The sequence below is a fragment of the Pseudomonas sp. UBA6315 genome (genome assembly GCF_002438125.1).
Taxonomy (GTDB): domain Bacteria; phylum Pseudomonadota; class Gammaproteobacteria; order Pseudomonadales; family Pseudomonadaceae; genus Aquipseudomonas; species Aquipseudomonas faucium.
Genome location: NZ_DJTF01000138.1, coordinates 1 through 20,847, shown reverse-complemented (window position 1 = coordinate 20,847; position 20,847 = coordinate 1). Strand labels below are relative to the sequence as shown.

Sequence of the window (20,847 nt, the reverse complement as noted above, 5' to 3'; positions counted from 1 at the left end):
CGCGACCTCAAGCGCGCCAAGTACACCGGCACCGAGCAGCAGCACCTGAAGGGCAACAACATCGCCCTGATCTTCGAAAAGACCTCGACCCGCACCCGCTGCGCCTTCGAAGTCGCCGCCTATGACCAGGGCGCCAACGTCACCTACATCGACCCCAACTCCTCGCAGATCGGCCACAAGGAAAGCATGAAGGACACCGCCCGCGTACTCGGGCGCATGTACGATGCCATCGAATACCGCGGCTTCAAGCAGGAAATCGTCGAAGAGCTAGCCAAGTTCGCCGGCGTCCCGGTGTTCAACGGCCTGACCGACGAATACCACCCGACCCAGATGATCGCCGACGTGCTGACCATGCGCGAGCACAGCGACAAGCCACTGCACGACATCAGCTACGCCTACCTGGGCGATGCCCGCAACAACATGGGCAACTCGCTGCTGCTGATCGGCGCCAAGCTCGGCATGGACGTGCGCATCGCCGCGCCGAAGGCGCTGTGGCCACATGACGACCTGGTCGAACGCTGCAAGAAATACGCGGAAGAAAGCGGTGCCCGCATCACCCTGACCGAAGACCCGAAAGCCGCGGTCAAGGGCGTTGACTTCGTGCACACCGACGTCTGGGTATCGATGGGCGAGCCGATCGAAGCCTGGGGCGAGCGCATCAAGCTGCTCAAGCCCTACCAGGTGAACAAGGAGCTGATGAAGTCCACCGGCAACCCACGCACCAAGTTCATGCACTGCCTGCCAGCGTTCCACAACTCCGAGACCAAGGTCGGCAAGCAGATCGCCGAACAGTACCCTGAGATGGCCAACGGCATCGAAGTGACCGACGACGTGTTCGAGTCGCCCGCCTGCATCGCCTTCGAGCAGGCGGAAAACCGCATGCACACCATCAAGGCGATCCTCGTCTCGACCCTGGCCGACCTCTGACGGCGCACCTCGCCCCCCTTGTGGGGGCGAGCTGCTTTCTCTTCTGCACATCCGCAAAGGACATTCCCCATGCGTATCGTTGTTGCATTGGGCGGCAACGCCCTGCTGCGCCGCGGCGAACCCATGACCGCTGACAACCAGCGCGCCAATATCCGCACCGCCGCCGAACAGATCGCCAAGGTTCACCCGGGCAACGAGCTGGTCATCGCCCACGGTAACGGCCCGCAAGTCGGCCTGCTGGCCCTCCAGGGCCTCTCCTACAAGCCGGACGAAGCCTACCCGCTGGACGTGCTGGGTGCCGAAACCGAGGGCATGATCGGCTACATGATCGAACAGGAGCTGGGCAACCTGCTGCCATTCGAAGTGCCGTTCGCCTCGTTGCTGACCCAGGTCGAAGTCGACCCTAACGACCCTGCCTTCAAAGACCCGACCAAGTTCATCGGCCCGGTCTACGACAAGGACGAAGCACTGCGCCTGGCCGACGAAAAGGGCTGGAAGGTCAAGCCCGACGGCGACAAGTACCGCCGGGTCGTGGCCAGCCCCAAGCCGATCCGTATCTTCGAGATCAAGCCGATCACCTGGCTGCTGGAACGCGGCACCGTGGTGATCTGCGCCGGCGGCGGTGGCATCCCCACCATGTACGACCCTGACAAGACCAAGCGCACCCTCAAGGGCATCGAAGCGGTGATCGACAAGGACCTGTGCTCGGCCCTGCTGGCCAGGGAACTGCGCGCTGACCTGCTGGTGATCGCCACCGACGTCGATGCCGCGTACATCGACTACAAGAAGCCAACCCAGAAAGCCATCGCCGAAGCGCACCCCGACGAGCTCGAGCGCCTGGGCTTTGCCGCCGGCTCCATGGGCCCGAAAGTCCAGGCAGCCTGCGAGTTCGCCCGCCTGACCGGCCGGGTGGCGGTGATTGGTTCGCTGGAGAACATCGAGAAGATCGTGCAAGGTACCGGCGGCACCCGCGTGAGCATCGCCAAGCCAGGAATCAGCTACCGTTGATTGCAGTAGGCGGGCACCTGGGTGCCCGCCATTTTCACCCTTTCGGAGATTCCGCCATGGCTAAGTACGAGCCCGGTCACGTGCACATCGAGCGCGACGCCCTCAATACCCTTGACCACAGCTACGACCTCAACATCGAGTACGAAGCGACCACGCTCGACCCCAAGGAAGGCCGTGGCATCCAGTTCCACATGCATGGCACCATCGAGGGCAAGCCGGTCGACGAGAAGTTCTTCCTGCCCAAGGACCAGGTACTGCCCAGCTTCCTGATGGTGCTGAGCCGCAAGGCCCAGTCCTACCTCGCACCGCCCAAGAAATTCGAGAACCTCAGCTCGCCGCACAAGCTCTACGACCTGATGTTCGAAGACATTCGCCACAAGCTGGACATGAAGTCCGGTGACGCGGTCAAGATCGATAGCCCCGAATAAGCCCCCAATCGCCGGCAAGCCGGCTCCCACAGGTACTGCGCTGAACCCAGGGCAGCGTAATACCTGTGGGAGCCGGCTTGCCGGCGATTAGGCTTCACCCATAACACCAAGGCATACTACCGCCCTCCTCCGGCAACCAGCCTGCCCTCTTCATGCGCATCCACGTCAGCTTCATCGACCGCGTCGGCATCACCCAGGAAGTCCTGGCCCTGCTCGGTGCCCGCCACCTCAACCTGGACGCCGTGGAGATGGTCCCGCCGAACGTCTACATCGACGCCCCGACCCTCAGCCCGGCCGTGCTCGAAGAGCTGCACGACGCGCTGTTCGAAGTGCAGGGCGTGCAGTCGGTGGACGTGGTCGACATCCTCCCCGGGCAACGCCGCCACCTGCAGCTCGATGCCCTGCTGGCCGCCATGAGCGACCCGGTGCTGGCGGTGGACAGCGCAGGCAAGGTGCTGCTGGCCAACCCCGCGCTGATCGCCCTGTGCGGCCGCGAATCGGCCGGGCGCTCGGTGGGTGAGCTGTTCAACGACGCCGGCCTGCTCCAGGCACTTTTGGACAACAACTTCCACCTGCCGATGCGCGAGATGCAGCTCAACGGCCAGAGCCTGCTGCTGGACGCCACGCCGATCACCAACGCCGGTGGCCTGCTCACCCTGTACCCGCCCAACCGCATGGGCGAACGCCTGTCGGCCTTGCACCACGACCACGCCGAAGGCTTCGACGCCTTGCTCGGCGACTCCCCGGCCATCCGCACCCTCAAGGCCCGCGCCCTGCGCGTGGCGGCGCTGGATGCGCCGCTGCTGGTGCATGGCGAGACCGGCACCGGCAAGGAGCTGGTGGCCCGCGCCTGCCACGCCATCAGCAGCCGCCATGCCGCGCCCTTCCTGGCCCTGAACTGCGCCGCCCTGCCCGAGAGCCTGGCCGAGAGCGAGCTGTTCGGCTATGCCCCCGGCGCCTTCACCGGCGCCCAGCGCGGCGGCAAGCCCGGGCTGATGGAGCTGGCCAACCAGGGCACGGTGTTTCTCGATGAAATCGGCGAGATGTCGCCCTACCTGCAGGCCAAGCTACTGCGTTTTCTCAGTGACGGCAGCTTTCGCCGGGTGGGCGGCGACCGCGAGGTGAAGGTCGATGTGCGCATCATCAGCGCCACCCACCGCGACCTTGAGCGCATGGTCGCCGAGGGCACCTTCCGCGAAGACCTGTTCTACCGCCTCAATGTGCTCAACCTGCAGGTGCCACCGCTGCGCGACCGTGGCCAGGACATCCTCATGCTGGCGCATTTTTTCATGCAGCAGGCCTGCACGCAGATCCAGCGCCCGCCCTGCCGGCTGACGCCCGCCACCCACTCGGCGCTGCTGGCCAACCCCTGGCCAGGCAACGTGCGCCAGCTGCAGAACGTGATCTTCCGCGCGGCAGCGATTTGCGAAGGCAACCTGGTGGACATCGGCGACCTGGACATCGCCGGCACCTCGGTGGCGCGCGGCCAGGATGGTGAGGTGGCGAGCCTGGAGCAGGCAGTGGGCGATTTCGAGCGCGAGTTGCTGCAGCGCCTGTATGCCAGCTACCCCTCGACGCGGCAGTTAGCCGGGCGCTTGCAGACCTCGCATACCGCGATTGCGCAACGCTTGCGCAAATACGGCATCCCCAAAGCTAATTCCTGATTTTCTACAGCTTTTTCCTACACATATTTGGCCATCACCCCCGCGAAAATGGAGGCACCGTTCACGCCCGAATACAACAAAGAGTTACAGAATGCTTGAGCTTGATTTCTATGGAACGCTGGTCGCCGCATCGCTGGTACTTCTCCTCGGACGCGGCCTTGTCGCACGCATCCATTTCCTGCGCATCTACAACATCCCCGAACCTGTAGCGGGCGGCCTGGTGGTTGCCCTGGTGCTGCTGGGCCTGCGCGGCTTCGATGTGCAGGTGCAGTTCGACACCTCGCTGCAATCACCACTGATGCTGGCCTTCTTCGCCACCATCGGCCTGAACGCCGACCTTGCCAGCCTGAAGAAAGGCGGCCGCGTGGTGGCCATTTTCCTCTTTGCCGTTACCGGCCTTCTGCTGGTGCAGAACGCCATGGGCATCGGGCTGGCCAAGGCGCTGGGCCTCGACCCCCTGATGGGCCTGCTGTCCGGCTCGGTTTCCCTGTCGGGCGGCCATGGCACAGGCGCTGCGTGGGGGGCGACCTTCAGCGAGAAATATGGCCTGGCCTCGGCGTCGGAGCTGGCATTGGCGGCCGCAACCTTCGGCCTGGTGCTGGGCGGCCTGATTGGTGGCCCCGTCGCCCGCCTGCTCATGAGCCGGGTGCAGGCGCCGGGGCTGGACCAGCCAACCCCGCACTTGCCCAAAGGGTTCGAGCAGCCGAACAAGGAGCGCTTGATCACGCCGTTCTCGATGGTCGAATCGCTGGCCCTGATTTCGGTCAGCCTGATGGGCGGCTCCGTGCTCAACGGCCTGCTGCTAGGCACGCCCTTTGAATTGCCGACCTTCGTCTGCGTGCTGTTCGTGGGCGTGCTGCTGCGAAACGGGCTGGCGATGTTCGGCCTGTACCAGGTGTTCGAGCGGGAAGTGTCGGTACTGGGCAACGTCAGCCTGTCGCTGTTCCTGGCCATTGCCCTGATGTCGCTGAAACTGTGGGACCTGGCTGCACTGGCGTTGCCGTTCTTCATCATCCTGGCCGTGCAGACGCTGGTGATGGCGCTGTTCGCCATCTTCGTCACGTTCAGGCTCATGGGCAGCAACTACGACGCCGCCGTGCTCGCGGCAGGGCATTGCGGCTTCGGCCTGGGGGCGACACCGACGGCCATCGCCAACATGCAGGCCGTGACCCAACGCTACGGCCCTTCGCATATCGCCTTCCTGGTCGTGCCGATGGTGGGCGCCTTCTTCATCGACATCATCAACGTGATCGTGATCAAGCTCTACCTCGCCCTGCCCTTCTTCACCGTCCTGTAAAGCCCTCTTCACACCTATGTATCGATTTCACTACATTGTATTGAAATCGATACAACCCCTCTCCGGCACCCACAGCCAAGGGTTTGATCCTCAAACCCTTTTCTGGCCCACGCATTCCGTATCGATTTCATTCCACTCAAAAGCAGCAACACTCGCAAATAATTTATAAATATATGATTTATATGGCTTTTTTGTAGATGGCCGAGATATTGCTTGAAGGAATCCCAACCCAAGAGCGCGAACCCACCGCGCCCAACGCCCTGCCCCTTGAGGATTCCCCATGAGCGAGTTGCGTTTCACTGAAGATCACGAATGGCTGCGCACCGAGGCCGACGGCAGTGTCACCGTGGGCATCACCGCCTACGCCCAGAACGCCCTGGGCGATGTGGTCTTCGTGCAACTGCCGGAGCTGCAGCAGTACGACAAAGGCGCTGAAGTCTCCACCGTCGAATCGGTGAAGGCCGCCAGCGGCGTGTACATGCCCCTGGAAGGTGAAGTGCTGGCCGTCAACGAAGCCCTCAACGACAGCCCCGAGCTGGTCAACGAAGACCCGCTGGGCGAAGGCTGGTTCTTCCGCTTCAAGCCCGCCAACAGCCAGGCAGTGGCCGCCCTGCTCGACCAGGACGCCTACGACCGCCTGATCAAAGCCAACGACGACGCCTGAGGAATTCGCCATGACCACTAACCTCGGCACCGCCAACGAATTCATCGCGCGCCACATCGGCCCGCGCGCCGCTGACGAACAGGCCATGCTGGCCACCCTGGGCTTCGACTCGCTGGACGCCATGAGCGCCGCCGTCATCCCCGACAGCATCAAGGGCACCAGCGTGCTCGGCAGCGAAGACGGCCAGAGCGAAGCCGATGCACTGGCCGCCCTGAAGGCCATTGCCGGCAACAACCAGCTGTTCAAGAACTACATCGGCCAGGGCTACTACAACACCCACACCCCGGCACCGATCCTGCGCAATCTGCTGGAAAACCCGGCCTGGTACACCGCCTACACCCCGTACCAGCCAGAAATTTCCCAGGGCCGCCTGGAAGCGCTGCTGAACTTCCAGACGCTGATCAGCGACCTGACCGGCCTGCCGATCGCCAACGCCTCGCTGCTCGACGAAGCGACCGCCGCCGCCGAAGCCATGACCTTCTGCAAGCGCCTGTCGAAGAACAAGGCCAGCCATGCCTTCTTCGCCTCCGTGCACTGCCACCCACAGACCCTCGACGTGCTGCGCACCCGCGCCGAACCCCTGGGCATCGAAATCGTGGTGGGCGACGAGCGCGAGCTCGGCGATGTGAGCGCCTTCTTCGGCGCCCTGCTGCAATACCCTGCCAGCAACGGTGAAGTGTTCGACTACCGCGAACTGGTGCAGCGCCTGCACGCCGCCAACGCCCTGGTGGCCGTGGCCGCCGACCTGCTGGCCCTGACCCTGCTGACCCCGCCGGGCGAATTCGATGCCGACGTGGCCATCGGCAGCGCCCAGCGCTTTGGTGTACCGCTGGGCTTCGGTGGCCCGCACGCCGCCTACTTCGCCACCCGCGACGCCTTCAAGCGCGACATGCCGGGCCGCCTGGTCGGAGTGTCGATCGACCGCTTCGGCAAGACCGCCCTGCGCCTGGCCATGCAGACCCGCGAGCAACACATCCGCCGCGAAAAGGCCACCAGCAACATCTGCACCGCCCAGGTGCTGCTGGCCAACATCGCCAGCATGTACGCCGTGTACCACGGCCCGCAAGGCCTCAAGCGCATTGCCCAGCGCACCCACGCGCTGACCGCGATCCTTGCCGCCGGCCTGAAAACCCTGGGCATCGAGGTGCTGGGTGACACCGCCTTCGACACCCTGACCCTGGCCACCGGCAGCGCCACCGCCAGCCTGCACGCCAAGGCCCGTGAGCAGCGCATCAACCTGCGCCAGATCGACGCCGGCTCGCTGGGCCTGTCGCTTGACGAAACCACCACCCAGGCCGATGTCGAGGCCCTGTGGCAAGTCTTCGCCAACGGCCAGGCACAACCTGACTTCGCCAGCCTGGCCGCCAGCACCGCCTCGCGCCTGCCAGCCGCCCTGCTGCGCCAGTCGGCGATCCTCGAGCACCCGGTGTTCAACCGCTACCACAGCGAAACCGAGCTGATGCGCTACCTGCGCCGCCTGGCCGACAAGGACCTGGCGCTGGACCGCAGCATGATCCCGCTGGGTTCGTGCACCATGAAGCTCAACGCCGCCAGCGAAATGATCCCGGTGACCTGGGCCGAATTCGGCAACCTGCACCCGTTCGCCCCGGCCGAGCAGAGCCAGGGCTACCTGCAGATGACCCAGGAGCTGGAAGGGATGCTGTGCGCCGCCACCGGCTACGACGCCGTGTCGCTGCAGCCCAACGCAGGCTCCCAGGGCGAGTACGCCGGCCTGCTGGCGATCCGCGCCTACCACCGCAGCCGCGGCGAAGGCCACCGCGACATCTGCCTGATCCCGTCCTCGGCCCACGGCACCAACCCTGCGACCGCGCACATGGCCGGCATGCGTGTGGTGGTCACTGCCTGTGACGCCCGCGGCAACGTCGATGTCGAAGACCTGCGGGCCAAGGCCATCGAACACCGCGAGCGCCTGGCCGCGATCATGATCACCTACCCGTCGACCCACGGCGTGTTCGAGGAAGCGATCGGCGAGATCTGCGCGATCATCCACGACAACGGCGGCCAGGTTTACATCGACGGCGCCAACATGAACGCCATGGTCGGCCTGTGCGCCCCGGGCAAGTTCGGCGGCGACGTGTCGCACCTGAACCTGCACAAGACCTTCTGCATCCCCCACGGCGGTGGCGGCCCGGGCGTCGGCCCGATCGGCGTCAAGTCGCACCTGGCGCCGTTCCTGCCGGGCCACGCCCAGCTGGAAAACCGCGAAGGCGCCGTGTGCGCCGCACCGTTCGGCAGCGCCAGCATCCTGCCGATCACCTGGATGTACATTCGCATGATGGGCGGTGCCGGGCTCAAGCGCGCTTCGCAGATGGCGATCCTCAACGCCAACTACATCGCCCGCCGCCTGGAAGAGCACTATCCTGTGCTGTACACCGGCGGCAATGGCCTGGTCGCCCACGAATGCATCCTCGACCTGCGCCCGCTCAAGGACACCAGCGGCATCAGCGTCGACGACGTGGCCAAGCGCTTGATCGACTTCGGCTTCCACGCCCCGACCATGTCCTTCCCGGTGGCGGGCACGCTGATGATCGAACCGACCGAAAGCGAGTCCAAGGAAGAACTCGACCGCTTCTGCGCGGCCATGATCCAGATCCGCGAAGAGATTCGCGCCGTGGAGAACGGCAGCCTGGACAAGGACGACAACCCGCTGAAGAACGCCCCGCACACTGCGGCCGAGCTGGTTGGCGAATGGGCCCATGGCTACAGCCGCGAGCAGGCGGTGTACCCACTGCCGAGCTTGGTGGAAAGCAAGTACTGGCCGCCGGTCGGGCGGGTCGACAACGTGTTTGGTGACCGCAACCTGGTCTGTGCCTGCCCGTCGATCGAGAGCTATCAGGACGCCTGACCTGACTGGCTTGCCGGCTCCCACAGGCGCCGCGCCGTGCATGTGGGAGCCGGCTCGCCGGCGATGGGCTGCGCAGCAGCCCCAATCGGCTTAACCAGGAGGAACCACCATGTCCCTGAGTGTCTTCGACCTGTTCAAGATCGGCATCGGCCCCTCCAGCTCCCACACGGTCGGCCCGATGCGCGCCGCTGCGCGCTTTGCCGAAGGCCTGCGGCGCGACGGCCTGTTGGCCAGCACCGCCAGCGTCAAGGCCGAGCTGTATGGCTCGCTGGGAGCCACCGGCAAGGGCCATGGCAGCGACAAGGCGGTATTGCTCGGCCTGGAAGGCGAGCACCCGGATACCGTCGACACCGAAGCCATTCCCGCCCGCCTGCAGGCGATCCGCGCCAGCGGCCAGCTGCGCCTGCTCGGCGAGCACGCCATCGCCTTCGTTGAAAAACAGCACCTGGCGATGATCCGCAAGCCACTGGCCTATCACCCCAATGGCATGATCTTCCGCGCCTTCGACAGCGCCGGCCTGCAGATCCGCAGCCGCGAGTACTACTCGGTGGGTGGCGGTTTCGTGGTCGATGAAGATGCCGCCGGCCACGACCGCATCGTCGAGGACAGCACCCCGCTCACCTACCCGTTCAAGACCGCCAAGGAGCTGCTCGGGCATTGCACCGCGCAACAGTTGTCGGTGAGCCAGGTGATGCTGGCCAACGAGGCCGCCTGGCGCCCGGAGGCCGAGACCCGCGCCGGCCTGCTGCGCATCTGGCAGGTGATGCAGGACTGCGTCCAGGCCGGTTACCGCCATGAAGGCATCCTGCCGGGCGGGCTGAAGGTCAAGCGCCGCGCCCCGGCGCTGTATCGCCAGCTCAGCCAGCACCCGGAAGCCAACCTGCGCGATGCACTGACGGTACTCGACTGGGTCAACCTCTACGCGCTGGCGGTCAATGAAGAAAACGCCTACGGCGGGCGTGTGGTCACAGCGCCCACCAATGGCGCGGCCGGCATCGTCCCGGCAGTGCTGCACTACTACATGCGCTTCGTGCCGGGCGCCAGCGAGGACGGGGTGGTGCGCTTTCTGCTCACCGCTGCCGCGATCGGCATCCTGTACAAGGAAAACGCCTCGATCTCCGGGGCCGAGGTCGGCTGCCAGGGCGAGGTCGGAGTGGCCTGCTCGATGGCCGCCGGCGCCTTGTGCGAAGTGATGGGCGGCACCGTGCAGCAGGTCGAGAACGCCGCCGAGATCGGCATGGAACACAACCTCGGCCTGACCTGCGACCCGATTGGCGGGCTGGTACAGGTGCCGTGCATCGAGCGCAACGCCATGGGCTCGGTGAAGGCCATCAACGCGGTGCGCATGGCCCTGCGCGGCGACGGGCAACACTTCGTGTCGCTCGACAAGGTGATCCGCACCATGCGCCAGACCGGCGCCGACATGAAAAGCAAATACAAGGAGACCGCCCGCGGCGGTCTGGCCGTCAACATCATCGAATGTTGACCCGACAATAAAACCAAGGAGTCCTTGATGTCCGAAACACTGCAAAAGACCCCGCTGCACGCCCTGCACCTGGAACTGGGCGCACGCATGGTGCCGTTCGCCGGCTTCGACATGCCGGTGCAGTACCCGCTGGGCGTGCTCAAGGAGCACCTGCACACCCGCGATCAGGCTGGCCTGTTCGACGTCTCGCACATGGGCCAGATCATCCTGCGCGGCAAGGACGCTGCCCAGGCCCTGGAAACCCTGGTGCCGGTGGACATCGTCGACCTGCCGGTGGGCATGCAGCGCTACGCCATGTTCACCAACGAGCAAGGCGGCATCCTTGACGACCTGATGGTCGCCAACCTGGGTGACGACACCCTGTTCCTGGTGGTCAACGCCGCCTGCAAGGACCAGGACCTGGCCCACCTGCAACAGCACATCGCCAGCCGCTGCGAAGTCCAGCCGCTGTTCGAACAGCGCGCCCTGCTCGCCCTGCAAGGCCCGGCTGCGGCCAAGGTGCTCGCGCGCCTGGCGCCGGAAGTGGCCGGCATGACCTTCATGCAGTTCCGTCCGGTCAGCCTGCTCGGCCAGGACTGCTTCATCAGCCGCTCGGGTTACACCGGCGAAGACGGTTACGAAATCTCGGTGCCGGTCGACGCCGCCGAAGCCCTTGCACGCCGCCTGCTGGCCGAGCCCGAGGTGCAACCGATCGGCCTGGGTGCCCGCGACTCGCTGCGCCTGGAAGCCGGCCTGTGCCTGTACGGCCACGACATGGACACCCACACCACGCCGATCGAGGCCAGCCTGCTCTGGGCGATCTCCAAGGTACGCCGCGCCGACGGCGCCCGCGCCGGTGGCTTCCCCGGTGCCGAGGCGATCTTCGCCCAGCAGCAACAGGGTGTGGCACGCAAGCGCGTCGGCTTGCTGCCGCAGGAACGCACCCCGGTGCGCGAAGGCGCCGAGATTGTCGATGCAACTGACAAAGTGGTCGGCAAAGTGTGCAGTGGCGGCTTCGGCCCGACACTCGGTGCACCGCTTGCGATGGGCTATGTCGATATCGAACATGGCGCAATCGATACACCACTGTTTGCCAGGGTGCGCGGTAAGAAGGTGGCTTTGAAAGTCAGCAAAATGCCTTTTGTTCCGCAACGTTACTATCGCGGTTGAAGGCACCGTGTGAGGTTTTCTGGCAGGTTCGCGATATTCGATTTCGAACCTGCCCAATAACTTTTGAACACGGCGCCAGGCCAGGCAGCATGCCGTTTCCAACAAACTGTTCGGTCACTGGAAAAAGCCTGATTTTCCAGACGACCAAGGGCTTGTTTTTTTCGCGGGAGTTGGCGTAGAGTCACTTCACTGTGTTTGCATGGGTCGCAACAGTTCGTGACCTGGGCCAGTAGCCGCAATCTGCTACAACCCGTTCGACGTCTCTTACTTTCCTGCAACCCAGCCCAGTACTCTTTCACTCTTATATAACGTGAAAGAAACTGTCATTAAAATTCAAGCTTCATAGGAAATAAGACAATGGCTGAGCGTCAGAACGGTACCGTCAAGTGGTTCAATGACGAAAAAGGTTACGGTTTCATCACCCCAGAAAGCGGTGCTGATCTGTTCGTGCACTTCCGCGCCATCGAAGGCAACGGTTTCAAGAGCCTGAAAGAAGGCCAGAAAGTCACCTTCGAAGCAGTCCAGGGCCAGAAAGGCATGCAGGCTGACAAGGTTCAGGTCCTCGGCTAAGCCGCTCGAGACTTCGAAAGAAAGCCCCTGCCCAGTGCAGGGGCTTTTTTTTGCCCGTAGAATACCGGCTTCGCCATTCGGAGCCGTTTTGCATGTCCAAGCCTCTGCTCTCACCCCAGGGTGATTTCCCACCGGTCGGCCTTGGCCGGCGCCTGGCGGCGATGTTTTATGACTTTTTGCTGTGCACGGCGCTGCTGATCGTGACTGCCGGTGCCTACAAGATGATCCAGATGGCAATCATCGGCGAAGCCCGCATGCGCGAGCTGACCGAAGCCGGCGCGCTGGACGGCGACCCGCTGCTTTCCACGGTCTTGTTGTTCGTGCTGTTTGGCTTCTTTGCCAAGTTCTGGACCCATGGCGGGCAGACGCTGGGCATGCAGGTGTGGGGCGTGCGGGTGCAGAACGCCGATGGCAGCGCCATCAGCCTGTGGCAGGCGCTGCTGCGTTTCGTGGTCTCGATCGCCTCGTGGCTGTGCCTGGGGCTGGGCTTCTTCTGGTCGTTGATCGACAAGCGCCAGCGTGGCTGGCATGACATCTATTCGGAAACCCAGCTGGTGCGGGTGCCCAAGCGCAATAAATAGCCGTAAGCAGCTGCCCATGAAAAAGCCGACCCTGAGGTCGGCTTTTTCATTGCAGCCAGGCCATCATCCCGCCCGGCGCAGCAACCACACCCCGGCCAGGGCACAGACCCCTGCCGGAATCACCACCGCCAACAGCGGCGGGAAGCCGAACACCTGGCTCGAAGGGCCCAGCAGGTCGCCGGCGATGCGGAACACGAAGCCCACCAGTACCCCGGTGAACACCCGCTGGCCGAGGGTTACCGAACGCAGCGGCCCGAAAATGAAGGAAATCGCCATCAGAACCAGCGCCGCCGTCACCATCGGCTGCAGCACCTTGGTCCAGAACGCCAGCCAGTAGCGGGAGTTGTTCAGGCCCTGGTCGGACAGGTAGTGGATGTAGTCCCACAGCCCGCTGATGGACAGCGACTCCGGCGCCAGGATCACCGTGTTCAGCAGCTCTGGCGTGACCGACACGTCCCAGCGCTCCTCGGGGGCCTTGACCACTTCGGTATGGTCGCCACGGAAGTAGGTGGTGCTGACATCGCTGAGCAGCCAGTGGTCCTGGTTGTACTGGGCACGGCGGGCGAAGCTCGAGGTGACGATCTTGCGATCGCTATCGAAGCGGTAGCGGGTCACCCCCAGCAGCAGGCCATTGGGCTGCACGGCGTTGATGTGCACGAACTCCTCGCCCTGGCGGTGCCACATGCCGCGTTTGGAGCTCTGCGCCTCACCACCGCCCTGGGCCAGGGAACGGTCGGCCTGGGCCTTGTTCTCGGTGACCGGGGCCACGTATTCGCCGATCAGCACGCCGACCAGCATCAGCACCAGCATCGGCTTCATCACCGCCCAGACGATACGCCCGATGGACACACCGGCGGCGCGCATGATGGTCAGCTCGCTGTTGCTGGCCAGGCTGCCCAGGCCGATCAGGCAGCCGATCAGCGCGGCCATCGGCAGCATGTCGTACAGGCGCCGCGGTGCGGTCAGCAACACGAAGCTGCCGGCGTCCATCACGGTATAGGTATCGCTCAGGTCGCTCATCTCATCGATGAAGGCAAACAGCGAAGCCAGGCCGAGGATGATCCCCAGCACGGCGAGGATGGCCAGCAGCACGCTCTGGCCGATGTAGCGATCGAGCTTAGCCACGGGCCACCTCCGCACGATGCGCGGCCATCTTCAGGCGCAGCGGTTCCCAGTACATCAGGCCAAGGCCGATCAACAGGAACAGGGCGTGCACCCACCACAGCCCCAGGGCGATCGGCAACTTGCCCTTTTCCAGGGCGCCGCGAGCGGAAATCAGCATTGTCAGGTAGGCCATGTACAGAAGAATCGCCGGCAACAGCTTGAGGAAGCGGCCTTGGCGCGGGTTGACCCTGGCCAGCGGCACCGCCAGCAGGGTCACGACGAATACCAGGATCGGCAGCGAGATACGCCATTGCAGCTCGGCACGCTCGCGCAGGCCGTCGCTGCCGAACAGCTCGGAGGTCGGGATCGCTTCGCGTTCGGTCACTTCCTCGCTGACTTCAGGCTTGGGCAGCAGCACGCCGTAGGTGTCGTACTTGATGGCGCGGTAGTCGGCCTGGCCGGGGTTGCCGTCGTAGCGGTAGCCGTTTTGCAGGACCAGGTAGCGGTTGCCGTCGGCCTGCACTTCCTGATGGCCTTTTTCGGCGACCAGCACCGAAGGTGCGCGGTCCTTGGTCTTGTCCTGGTTGAAGCGCTTCTCGGAGATGAACACCCCGGCAAGGTTGCTGCGGTCATCGGACAGCTCTTCGGTGTAGGTCACCCGCGAGCCATCGCGCAGGGTCTGGAAGCGCCCGGGCACCAGGGTGTCGAACTCGGTCAGGGCGTCCTGCTGGCTGATGATCTGCTGCACCTGGGCCACGCCCAGCGGTGCCAGGCTCAGGCTCAGCCAGGCGACCAGCAGGGCGACCAGCGCAGCCGGTGCCATGGTCAGGCCGAGCAGGCGCTGCTGGCTCATGCCGGTGGCCGACAGCACGGTCATTTCGCTTTCCAGGTACAACCGGCCGTAGGCCAGCAGGATGCCGAGGAACAGCCCCAGTGGCAGGATCAGTTGCAAGAAGCCCGGCAGGCGGAAACCCATGATCAGAAACAGCACGCTCGGGTCGAGCACGCCCTGGGCCGCCTGGGCCAGGTACTTGATGAAGCGCCCGCTCATGATGATCACCAGCAGCACGGCGCTGACGGCGCTCAAGGTCAACAGGACCTCGCGGGACAGATAACGAAAGACGATCAAGCCAGACACTCCTGGGTTGTCAGGGGCGGATTGCCAAACAAAGGCTTACGACAGCCAAGACCAATGTCGGTTCGCCGGGGGCGAACCTCCATGTAAAGTGCGCGCATTATCCTGTGATTGGCCGCGCCTGTCACTTGGCCACGCATGAAGGTGGACAACGGGGTTGTCAGCACGCTTGCCAGAGGCTCAAACTGGCAGCTTTTCCACTGGTCCGCGAGCACGCGGCCAGGCCCGTCCAGAGCGCGAGACATCCAAGCGCCAACTGCATCGATCATTCGGGGACCCTGACATGGAACTGGTTGTAAAAAGCGTAGCCGCTGCATCCGTAAAAACCGCCACATTGGTTGTCCCGGTGGGTGAAGGCCGCAAGCTCGGCGCCGTTGCCAAGGCCGTCGACCAGGCTTGCGAAGGCGCCATCAGCGCCGTGCTCAAGCGCGGCGACCTAGCCGGCAAGCCTGGCCAGACCCTGCTGCTGCAAAGCCTGCCGGGCCTGAAGGCCGAGCGCGTGCTGCTGGTCGGCGCCGGCAAGGACGACGCCCTCGGCGATCGCACCTTCCGCAAGCTGGTGGCCAGCGTGGCCGGTGTGCTCAAGGGCCTGAACGGCAGTGACGCGGTGCTGGCGCTGGACGATATCGCGGTGAGCAACCGTGATGGCCACTACGGCAAGTACCGCCTGCTGGCCGAGACCCTGCTGGACGGCGAATACGTGTTCGACCGCTTCAAGAGCCAGAAGGCCGAGCCTCGCGCACTGAAGAAAGTCACCCTGCTGGCCGACAAGGCCGGGCAGGCCGAGGTCGAGCGCGCCGTCAAGCACGCCAGCGCCATCGCCACCGGCATGGCCTTCACCCGCGACCTGGGCAACCTGCCGCCAAACCTGTGCCACCCGAGCTTCCTGGCCGAGCAGGCCAAGGACCTGGGCAAGGCGCACAAGGGCCTGAAGGTCGACGTGCTGGACGAGAAGAAGATCAAGGACCTGGGCATGGGCGCGTTCTACGCCGTGGGCCAGGGCAGCGAGCAGCCGCCACGCCTGATCGTGCTGAACTACCAGGGCGCCAAGAAGGCTGACAAGCCGTTCGTGCTGGTGGGCAAGGGCATCACCTTCGACACCGGCGGCATCAGCCTGAAGCCGGGCGCCGGCATGGACGAGATGAAATACGACATGTGCGGCGCCGCCAGCGTGTTCGGCACCCTGCGCGCCGTGCTCGAGCTGCAGCTGCCGATCAACCTGGTGTGCCTGCTGGCCTGCGCCGAGAACATGCCCAGCGGCGGCGCCACCCGCCCAGGCGACATCGTCACCACCATGAGCGGGCAGACCGTGGAAATCCTCAACACCGACGCCGAAGGCCGCCTGGTGCTGTGCGACACCCTGACCTACGCCGAGCGCTTCAAGCCGCAAGCGGTGATCGACATCGCCACCCTGACCGGTGCCTGCATCGTCGCCCTGGGCAGCCACACCTCTGGCCTGATGGGCAACAACGATGCACTGGTCAACCAGCTGCTGGACGCCGGCAAGCGCGCCGACGACCGCGCCTGGCAGCTGCCGCTGTTCGATGAGTACCAGGAGCAGCTGGACAGCCCGTTCGCCGACATGGGCAACATCGGTGGGCCAAAGGCCGGCACCATCACCGCGGGCTGCTTCCTGTCGCGCTTCGCCAAGGCCTATGACTGGGCGCACCTGGACATCGCCGGCACCGCCTGGATCAGCGGCGGCAAGGACAAGGGCGCCACCGGCCGCCCCGTGCCGATGCTGACCCAGTACCTGCTGGACCGTGCCGGCGCCTGATGGCGCAAGACCGGTGGCGCCTGAACGCGCCACCGGTCGGCAGACACCACCATGAGCCAAGTCGATTTCTACATCCTGCCCACCGACTCGCTGTCGGCACGGCTGGATTTCGCCTGCAAGCTGTGCGAGAAGGCCTGGCGCCTCGGCCACCGGGTCTACCTGCACTGCCAGGACGCCGAACAGCGCCAGGCACTGGACCTGCGCCTGTGGCACTTCAAGGGTGAGGCCTTCGTCCCCCACGACCTGGCCGAGGCGCATGCCGATGCCGCCGTGGCCCTGGGCCTGGGCGCCGATGCCGGTGAACACCGCGACCTGCTGATCAACCTGGGTGCCGATGTGCCCGCGTTCGTCGGCCAGTTCCAGCGGGTTGCCGAGATCGTGGTCGAGGAGCCAGGCATCCGCCAGTCGGCCCGTGAACGATTCCGTTTCTACCGCGAACAGGGCTATGCTCTGCAAGACCACCGCTTACAGCGACTTTAATGACGATGGACAAGCCCTCCGCCCTACCCGATTCCGCCCATCTGCTCGACGACCTGGAGTCGATTCGCCAACTGCTGGGTGATGCCGACCTGCAGCCGCCGTTGTTGACCGAGACGGTCGAGCAGATTCCACTGCTGCTGGACACGCCTGCCGGCAATGCCGCGCCGGCACCTGAGCCGCTCAAGGCCGAGCCCGAGCCCGAAGACGACCCGCAGACCCGCCGCCAGGACACCTTGCTGCACCTGGAGGCCGAACTGCGCGCGGCGGCGCAGCTGATCATGCAGGACGTGATCAACGACTTCACCCCGCATATCGAGACCGAGATCAAGCGCCGCCTGGATGCGCGCATCGAGCGGCTGATCCAGCGCTCCGAATAAGCCCTGACGGCCTCATCGCCGGCAAGCCGGCTCCCACAGATAAAGCACCAGGCCCCAGTGCGATGGTGAACCTGTGGGAGCCGGCTTGCCGGCGATGGCGCCCTGGCAACTCAAGTACAGCTGTCGCCTGCGGCCCCCACCTTGGTTATACTTCCCGGCTTTCCCGAATTAATGCCATAGGGTCCCGCCGCGCATGGATAAGACCTACCAGCCGCACGCCATCGAAACTTCCTGGTACAACACCTGGGAGTCCGAGAACTATTTCGCCCCGCAAGGTGCAGGTGAGTCCTACACCATCATGATCCCGCCACCGAACGTGACGGGCAGCCTGCACATGGGCCACGGTTTCAACAACGCGATCATGGACGCCCTGATCCGTTTCCGCCGCATGCAGGGCCGCAACACCCTGTGGCAGCCGGGTACCGACCACGCCGGTATCGCCACTCAGATGCTGGTCGAGCGCCAGCTCGAAGCCAAGGGCCAGAACCGCCACGACCTGGGCCGCGAAGCCTTCCTCGACAAGGTCTGGGAATGGAAAGAGCAGTCCGGTGGCAACATCAGCCGGCAGATCCGCCGCCTGGGCTCGTCGGTCGACTGGAGCCGCGAGCGCTTCACCATGGACGACGGCCTGTCCGAAGCGGTCAAGGAAGCCTTCGTGCGCCTGCACGAAGACGGCCTGATCTACCGCGGCAAGCGCCTGGTCAACTGGGACACCAAGCTGCACACGGCAATCTCCGACCTCGAAGTGGAAAACCACGACGAGAAGGGCCACCTGTGGAACCTGCGCTACCCGCTGGCCGACGGCGCCAAGACCGCCGAAGGCAAGGACTACCTGGTTGTCGCCACCACCCGCCCGGAAACCCTGCTGGGTGACGCCGCGGTCGCGGTCAACCCGACCGACGAGCGCTACCAGGCGCTGATCGGCAAGTTCGTGGTACTGCCGCTGGTCGGCCGTCGCATCCCGATCGTCGCCGACGACTACTGCGACCCGGAATTCGGCACCGGCTGCGTGAAGATCACCCCAGCCCACGACTTCAACGACTATGAAGTCGGCAAGCGCCACAACCTGCCGCTGCTCAACATCTTCGACAAGAACGCCCTGGTGCTGCCCGCCGCCCAGGCCTTCAACCTCGACGGCAGCGTCAACGAGCAGGTCGACACCAGCCTGCCTGCCCAGTACGCCGGCCTCGACCGCTTCGTCGCGCGCAAGCAGATCGTTGCCGACCTGGATGCCCAGGGCCTGCTGGTCAGCATCGATGACCACGCGCTGAAGGTACCCAAGGGCGACCGCTCCGGCACCGTCATCGAGCCGTGGCTGACCGACCAGTGGTACGTCTCCACCAAGCCGCTGGCCGAGCCTGCGATCGCTGCCGTGGAAGACGGCCGCATCCAGTTCGTGCCCAAGCAGTACGAGAACATGTACTTCTCCTGGATGCGTGACATCCAGGACTGGTGCATCAGCCGCCAGCTGTGGTGGGGCCACCGCATTCCGGCCTGGTACGACGAAGCCGGCCAGGTCTACGTCGGCCGTGACGAGCAAGAAGTCCGCGCCAAGCACAACCTGGGCGCCGACGTGGTGCTGCGCCAGGACGACGACGTGCTCGACACCTGGTTCAGTTCGGGCCTGTGGACCTTCTCCACCCTGGGCTGGCCACAGCAGACCGAGTTCCTCAAGACCTTCCACTCCACCGACGTGCTGGTCACCGGCTTCGACATCATCTTCTTCTGGGTTGCGCGCATGATCATGCTGACCATGCACCTGATCAAGAACGAGGATGGCACCCCGCAGGTGCCGTTCAAGACCGTGTACGTGCACGGCCTGGTGCGCGATGGCCAGGGCCAGAAGATGTCCAAGTCCAAGGGCAACGTCCTTGACCCGCTGGACATCGTCGACGGCATCACCCTCGACGCCCTGCTGGAAAAACGCACCAGCGGCATGATGCAGCCCAAGCTCGCCGAGAAGATCGCCAAGCAGACCAAGGCCGAGTTCCCCGAAGGCATCGCCAGCTACGGCACCGACGCCCTGCGCTTCACCTTCTGCTCGCTGGCTTCCACCGGCCGCGACATCAAGTTCGACATGGGCCGCGTCGAAGGCTACCGCAACTTCTGCAACAAGATCTGGAACGCCGCCCGCTACGTGCTGGACAAGGGCGAGGACTGCGGCCAGAACGGCGAGGCCTACGAGCTGTCGCTGGCCGACCGCTGGATCATCTCGCAGCTGCAGCGCACCGAAGCCGAAGTGACCCGCCAGCTCGAGCAGTTCCGCTTCGACCTGGCCAGCCAGGCCCTGTACGAGTTCATCTGGAACCAGTACTGCGACTGGTACCTGGAGCTGTCCAAGCCGGTGCTGTGGGACGAAAACGCCCCGGTCGAACGCGCCCGTGGCACCCGTCGCACCCTGGTGCGCGTGCTGGAAGTGGCGCTGCGCCTGGCGCACCCGTTCATGCCGTTCATCACCGAAGAGATCTGGCAGCGCATCGCGCCGCTGGCGGGCATCGATGGCAAGACCATCATGCTGCAGCCGTGGCCGGTGGCCAACGAAGCCCGTATCGACGTGGCGGCCGAAGGCGATATCGAATGGCTGCAACAGCTGATGGTCGGCCTGCGCAACATCCGCGCCGAAATGAACATCGGCCCTGGCAAGCCGCTGCCGCTGTTCCTCAAGAACGCCAATGCCGACGACCAGCGTCGCCTGCAGGAGAACGAGGCGCTGCTCAAGAAGCTGGCCAAGGTCGAATCGTTCACCGTGCTCGGCGATGCCGACGAAGCCCCGCTGTCGGCCACCGCACTGGTGGGCGACCTGCAGGTGCTGGTGCCGATGGCCGGCCTGATCGACAAGGATGCCGAGCTTGCGCGCCTGAACAAGGAAATCCAGCGTTTGCAAGGTGAAGTGCAGCGCGTGGGCGGCAAGCTGTCCAACGCCGCCTTCGTCGACAAGGCGCCGCCTGCGGTGATCGAGAAGGAACGCGCCAAGCTGGCCGAGTCCGAGCAGGCCCTGGCCAACTTCACCGAGCAGCATGCGCGGATTGCTGCGCTGTAACCTGATACTGCTGAACTGACCGGCGAGGGCCCTGCCCTCGTTCGCGGCACAAGGCCGCTCCCACAGGAACCACAATCCTGTGGGAGCGGCCTTGTGCCGCGAATGGGCCGCACAGCGGCCCCAGGCCAGCGAGGCCCACTTGGATTCAAGCATGACCGAGAAACCCACCCTGCACCCGCGCAACCGCCACCAGGGCCGCTACGACTTCCCCAGCCTGATCAAGGCCCACCCGGACCTGGCCCGCTTCACCATCACCAACCCCCACGGCAAACCCAGCATCGACTTCGCCAACCC

Annotated in this window: 18 protein-coding genes; 16 read left to right on the top strand and 2 right to left on the bottom strand. The window is 64.8% G+C overall.

Features of this window, described 5'->3' with window-relative positions; genetic code table 11:
• The 11 genes from B3E94_RS16440 to B3E94_RS16390 all read left to right on the top strand — a co-directional run.
• Positions 1–927, top strand: a 927-nt coding sequence (locus B3E94_RS16440; protein WP_286914337.1) for an ornithine carbamoyltransferase, incomplete at its 5' end; no start/stop codon positions are given.
• A gap of 69 nt (positions 928–996) precedes the next feature.
• The gene (gene arcC, locus B3E94_RS16435) at positions 997–1,935 is read left to right on the top strand and encodes a carbamate kinase (protein ID WP_176514640.1); all 939 of its coding nucleotides are present in this window, start codon (positions 997–999) and stop codon (positions 1,933–1,935) included.
• Positions 1,936–1,991: 56 nt separating this feature from the next.
• Positions 1,992–2,363 (top strand): DUF5064 family protein, encoded by a 372-nt coding sequence (locus tag B3E94_RS16430; RefSeq protein WP_286914336.1) that lies wholly within the window; start codon positions 1,992–1,994, stop codon positions 2,361–2,363.
• Positions 2,364–2,515: 152 nt separating this feature from the next.
• Positions 2,516–4,027, top strand: coding sequence for a sigma-54-dependent transcriptional regulator (locus tag B3E94_RS16425; RefSeq protein ID WP_286914335.1), 1,512 nt, complete (start codon positions 2,516–2,518; stop codon positions 4,025–4,027).
• A gap of 91 nt (positions 4,028–4,118) precedes the next feature.
• Positions 4,119–5,324: a sodium/glutamate symporter gene (gene gltS / locus B3E94_RS16420; protein WP_286914334.1), complete on the top strand. Its 1,206-nt coding sequence runs from the start codon at positions 4,119–4,121 to the stop codon at positions 5,322–5,324.
• 280 nt (positions 5,325–5,604) lie between these two features.
• Complete coding sequence (gcvH, locus tag B3E94_RS16415; protein ID WP_286914333.1) at positions 5,605–5,988, top strand: glycine cleavage system protein GcvH; 384 nt, start codon at positions 5,605–5,607, stop codon at positions 5,986–5,988.
• Between the two features lie 10 nt (positions 5,989–5,998).
• On the top strand, positions 5,999–8,854 hold the full coding sequence (gene gcvP / locus B3E94_RS16410; protein ID WP_286914332.1) for an aminomethyl-transferring glycine dehydrogenase: 2,856 nt from the start codon (positions 5,999–6,001) through the stop codon (positions 8,852–8,854).
• A 109-nt stretch (positions 8,855–8,963) separates the two neighbouring features.
• On the top strand, positions 8,964–10,340 hold the full coding sequence (locus tag B3E94_RS16405; RefSeq protein WP_286914330.1) for an L-serine ammonia-lyase: 1,377 nt from the start codon (positions 8,964–8,966) through the stop codon (positions 10,338–10,340).
• A 24-nt stretch (positions 10,341–10,364) separates the two neighbouring features.
• Positions 10,365–11,489, top strand: coding sequence for a glycine cleavage system aminomethyltransferase GcvT (gene gcvT, locus B3E94_RS16400; protein WP_286914329.1), 1,125 nt, complete (start codon positions 10,365–10,367; stop codon positions 11,487–11,489).
• A gap of 357 nt (positions 11,490–11,846) precedes the next feature.
• Positions 11,847–12,059: a cold-shock protein gene (locus B3E94_RS16395; protein WP_008094261.1), complete on the top strand. Its 213-nt coding sequence runs from the start codon at positions 11,847–11,849 to the stop codon at positions 12,057–12,059.
• A gap of 92 nt (positions 12,060–12,151) precedes the next feature.
• The gene (locus B3E94_RS16390; RefSeq protein WP_176514626.1) at positions 12,152–12,640 is read left to right on the top strand and encodes an RDD family protein; all 489 of its coding nucleotides are present in this window, start codon (positions 12,152–12,154) and stop codon (positions 12,638–12,640) included.
• A 63-nt stretch (positions 12,641–12,703) separates the two neighbouring features.
• Here the strand turns inward: B3E94_RS16390 and lptG are convergent, their stop codons facing one another.
• Complete coding sequence (gene lptG, locus B3E94_RS16385) at positions 12,704–13,765, bottom strand: LPS export ABC transporter permease LptG (protein WP_176514624.1); 1,062 nt, start codon at positions 13,763–13,765, stop codon at positions 12,704–12,706.
• Positions 13,758–14,873 carry an LPS export ABC transporter permease LptF gene (lptF, locus tag B3E94_RS16380; RefSeq protein WP_286914327.1) on the bottom strand — a complete coding sequence of 372 codons (1,116 nt, stop codon included), beginning with the start codon at positions 14,871–14,873 and terminating at the stop codon, positions 13,758–13,760. Before lptF ends, lptG begins: the two co-directional genes overlap by 8 nt.
• A 289-nt stretch (positions 14,874–15,162) precedes the next feature.
• On the opposite strand from lptF, the gene B3E94_RS16375 reads away from it, so the two are divergent.
• The 5 genes from B3E94_RS16375 to B3E94_RS16355 all read left to right on the top strand — a co-directional run.
• Positions 15,163–16,656, top strand: coding sequence for a leucyl aminopeptidase (locus B3E94_RS16375; RefSeq protein WP_286914326.1), 1,494 nt, complete (start codon positions 15,163–15,165; stop codon positions 16,654–16,656).
• A gap of 51 nt (positions 16,657–16,707) precedes the next feature.
• Positions 16,708–17,136 (top strand): DNA polymerase III subunit chi, encoded by a 429-nt coding sequence (locus B3E94_RS16370; protein WP_176514618.1) that lies wholly within the window; start codon positions 16,708–16,710, stop codon positions 17,134–17,136.
• A 5-nt stretch (positions 17,137–17,141) separates the two neighbouring features.
• Positions 17,142–17,513 (top strand): DNA polymerase III subunit chi, encoded by a 372-nt coding sequence (locus B3E94_RS16365; RefSeq protein WP_176514616.1) that lies wholly within the window; start codon positions 17,142–17,144, stop codon positions 17,511–17,513.
• Between the two features lie 193 nt (positions 17,514–17,706).
• Entirely contained in the window at positions 17,707–20,553 is a 2,847-nt protein-coding gene (locus B3E94_RS16360; RefSeq protein WP_286914325.1) for a valine--tRNA ligase, read from the top strand.
• 151 nt (positions 20,554–20,704) lie between these two features.
• A partial coding sequence (locus tag B3E94_RS16355; RefSeq protein WP_286914339.1) for an RlmF-related methyltransferase occupies positions 20,705–20,847 on the top strand: 143 nt, incomplete at its 3' end.